Here is a 3,457-nt window from a genome sequence, read left to right on the forward strand (position 1 = left end):
GGACGTGTAAACCGAGACCTGGATGTCAAACAGAGACTCAGAGAGTTCTCGGGGTTGTCTCTGGGGTGCGGGGCGAACCAGGGTGGTTGGATTCGGCAGCCCGGACTCTCTCTGCGAAAGTGAGAACTTTGGGTTTGGGCGCCGCGGTGGCGAAAGACCGCGAAAAAGGGGGCGGAAACGAGAAACGCCCGCGGGTCATGCTGGACCGACGGGCGTTAACTGGTTCGCGAGAGTTTTCGCTTTTTTAAATTCAGCTCCCCCGGCAGGACTCGAACCTGCGACAAGGCGGTTAACAGCCGCCTGCTCTACCAACTGAGCTACAGGGGATTGGTATGTCCGGCCGGGTTGCCTTGGTGGGCGATCGGCCGGGGCCGCCGGGCGTTTTCTCCCGGTGGGTCGCGAAGTTTAGTTTCTCGACTTTTCACTGACAAGATCTCTTGCCTGAGACTCCCAAAATCGTTGGCAGGTTCGGTTTTTGCCCGGTTTTGACGGCCTTTCCTTTTAAAACAGCCACCCGAGCAGGCCCCGATTCGCCGAATTGCTTCCCCCGAGGGGCTTGGGCGGCATGGATCAGATCCCCCGCCCCAGACTTGCGGGGCGCTGTTGAGCCCCACATCGGCATCCAGTGTGGGGCGGTGGCGAGCGCGGGTTCTGTTGACGTGGTGGGGTGATTTGGACTATTTGGGGTGAATGAATAAGACAATCTTCTTTTCGGTCGGTGAGCCTAGTGGCGATCAGCATGCGGCGCGGTTGATTCGGGCGCTGAAGGCCCGCGAACCGGAACTGCAGGTACGTGGTTTTGGTGGCCAGGAGATGCGCCGGGCCGGCTGCACCGTGGACTTGGACCTGACCGAACACGCCGTCGTTGGGATTCTGGAGGTCCTGCCCAAACTCCGCGAATTCTTCCGCTTCGCCGATCAGGCCGAGGCGATCTTCGCCGCCGGAGGCGTGGACGCGGTCGTGTTGGTGGATTTCCCTGGGTTCAACTGGCACATCGCCAAGCGGGCGAAGAAGTACGGCATCCCGGTGATCTATTTCTGCCCCCCACAATTGTGGGCCTGGGGCGCCTGGCGGGTCAAAAAAATGAAGGCGACGGTCGATCATGTGTTGGCCGTGCTGCCAATCGAGGAACAATTTTTCAGCGGCCACGGGATCCCCACCAGCTTCGTCGGGCACCCGTTTTTTGATGCCGTCAGCGAATCAACTCTGGACACGGCCCGGATGCAATCCTTGCGGTCGGCGGCCTCGGAATCGCAAACCGTGGCGGTGCTGCCGGGCTCACGGACTCATGAAGTCCATCGGAATTGGCCGGTGATGCTCGATGCGATCGCCGAATTGTCGGCGGCCAACCCGCGGACGCGGTTTGCCGTCGCCGCGTATCGCGAAAAGCATTTCGAGTTTTGCCAGGCGACCGCGAAGGCCGCCGCGACCGAAACGGGCAAGCCGCTGCCGATCGATTTTTTCTTGGGAGCGACCAGCGAGGTTGTCGAACATGCCGCCTGCGCGATGATGGTCAGCGGGTCGGTCAGTTTGGAGTTGATGGCCCGGCAAACCCCCGCCGCAGTGATCTATCGCGTCGGCCGATTCCTGTACGCGTTTGGAAAATGCGTCGTCAAAGTCGACAGCATGACGCTGCCGAATTTGATGCCGGAAGCCTCGCGGCCTGTTGATTCAGTCGATCTTCCGAATTCAACGCGATCGTGTCAGCCGGACGCGCCAGCGAGGGGCGGCGCGAGGCCCCTTGCTGACGCGTGCGGGCTTAAACAACCAGGCCGCTCGGCCCCGGGAAGCAGCACCGAACGCGTCTTCCCCGAAATCGTCTCGGTCGGCAACCCTGCCAAGGCGAGGGATTTTTTGGTGGCGACGGTCGGCCGGATGATGAACGACGCCGATTATCTGGCAACAAAACGTCAGCAGTTGGCAGGATTGCAAGATCGGTACGCCAAGCCGGGGGCGAGCGACCGCGCCGCGGCGAAGATTCTGGAGCTGTTGCCGCAGGGCCGCGTGGCCGATTTGCCGAGGCGGGCGGCGTAAGCTGGACGCCGCCACTGGTTCGCGAACGCCTTGGCGGGTTCCGCGTCCCGACGCGGTGGCCGGAGTTTTTTTGCGAATAATTGGGGGTTGTGGGCAAACCGGTTGCCGCTGGAAACCGTACTGTTTCGACTGTGACTGTCCATCCGGTCAGGCCGGCCGGCCTCCGGGTCTTGCCGAATTCCCCCACCGCATTGATCTTTTCATCCTGATGACGACTGAAACGACTCCACCGCGTTCTCTCGGTGCTGTGATGAGCAGCGAGGCGGGCTATGAAGCCGATGTTGATGATGCTCCGCTGAGAATCTCCGGTTTCGTCGCGTTGTTGTTGTCGCTGTTGAGCGGGTTCACGATCGTGGCGTTACCGATGGTCGGGTTTGCGATCGCGGCGGTGCTGTTCGGCATCTTCGCGCTGCGGAAAAGCGATTCGCAGTCCGTGCCGGTTGGCACGACAGCGGCGCGGATCGGAATCGTGTTGGCCGTGCTGTTTGGCACTTGGGGCGTCGGCCGCTACTCGCTCAAGCGGAGCACGCTGGGCGGCCAAGCCGAATACTTTGCCCGCCAGTTCGTGCGGGTGGCCAGCAGCGGAAACGAGATCTACGCCAAGGAGCTTCAAAAAAGTTACGTCAATCGTTACTTGAAGACGATGCCGCTGGAGGAAACCTACGAGCTGGAGCGGTTGAAGAGGGAGCGGCAAATGAAAGAAGCCCGGGAGCGTGGCGAAGAGGTATCGCCTCCGGGAGACGAGGACAGCTCCACGGTCACCGATCTGGTCAAGTATCCGGTCGACCACGAATGGGTGTTGTGGCGGCCGGTGCGCGTCTTCAGCCATTACGGTCGCCAGAAGGCGGAAGTGGTCTTGGCGGCCGACCGCTCAGAAAAAGGGTACAAGCTGCGGATCGTGCTGGAGTACCTGGTTCACAAGGAACGTGGCACGGCGGAGTGGTACGTCGAAACGTGTTTGCCGTACCGTGACCGAATCGTTGCCGAGTCGGTGTTGTAGCAAGCGCCGTCGAGTCGTTTGACGTCGTCGACGAACTCGCCACCGCAACGAAACTCTTGGCGGGCTGTTGATTTGATCATCGCCGAAGCACGAGTGAGCTGGTGGCGGTCAAGCAGCGCCGCCCAATGAAGCGTCGTTTTCTTTCGTTGGGGCCCGTAGGCTCGCGTCAAACGGCTGATCATCGTTTGAGATCAGCCGGTTCGCGCCAGCGCGAGCGGCGCCCCTCCATGTCGATTCAGCGGTATTGGGCTCGCGCCCTTCCGCGAACGCGGAACGCTTGGCGGGTGTCGGGGAGACCGGAGGGCTCGCGCCCTTCCGCTAACAAGGAACGCTCGGCGGGCGTTGGAGAGATCGGAGGGCTCGCGGGTTGTCGCTAACACGAAATGCCCGGCGGGCGTTGGGGAGACCGGAGGGCTCGCGCCC

General features: G+C 61.7%; 2 protein-coding genes and 1 tRNA gene. 2 read left to right on the forward strand and 1 reads right to left on the reverse strand.

Annotation, left to right across the window (positions count from 1 at the left end):
- Nucleotides 1-254: 254 nt before the first annotated feature.
- Nucleotides 255-327: transfer RNA gene (locus ABX749_RS26485), tRNA-Asn, on the reverse strand.
- A 363-nt stretch (nucleotides 328-690) separates the two neighbouring features.
- Here ABX749_RS26485 and lpxB point away from each other — a divergent pair.
- Both lpxB and ABX749_RS26495 read left to right on the forward strand, forming a co-directional pair.
- A complete protein-coding gene (gene lpxB / locus ABX749_RS26490; RefSeq protein WP_372898650.1) occupies nucleotides 691-2,034 on the forward strand; it encodes a lipid-A-disaccharide synthase in 1,344 nt (447 codons plus the stop codon).
- Between the two features lie 208 nt (nucleotides 2,035-2,242).
- A complete protein-coding gene (locus ABX749_RS26495) occupies nucleotides 2,243-3,034 on the forward strand; it encodes a hypothetical protein (RefSeq protein ID WP_372898651.1) in 792 nt (263 codons plus the stop codon).
- Nucleotides 3,035-3,457: the final 423 nt, after the last annotated feature.

It is taken from the genome of Stieleria sp. (genome assembly GCF_041595215.1).
Taxonomy (GTDB): Bacteria; Planctomycetota; Planctomycetia; order Pirellulales; family Pirellulaceae; genus Stieleria; species Stieleria magnilauensis.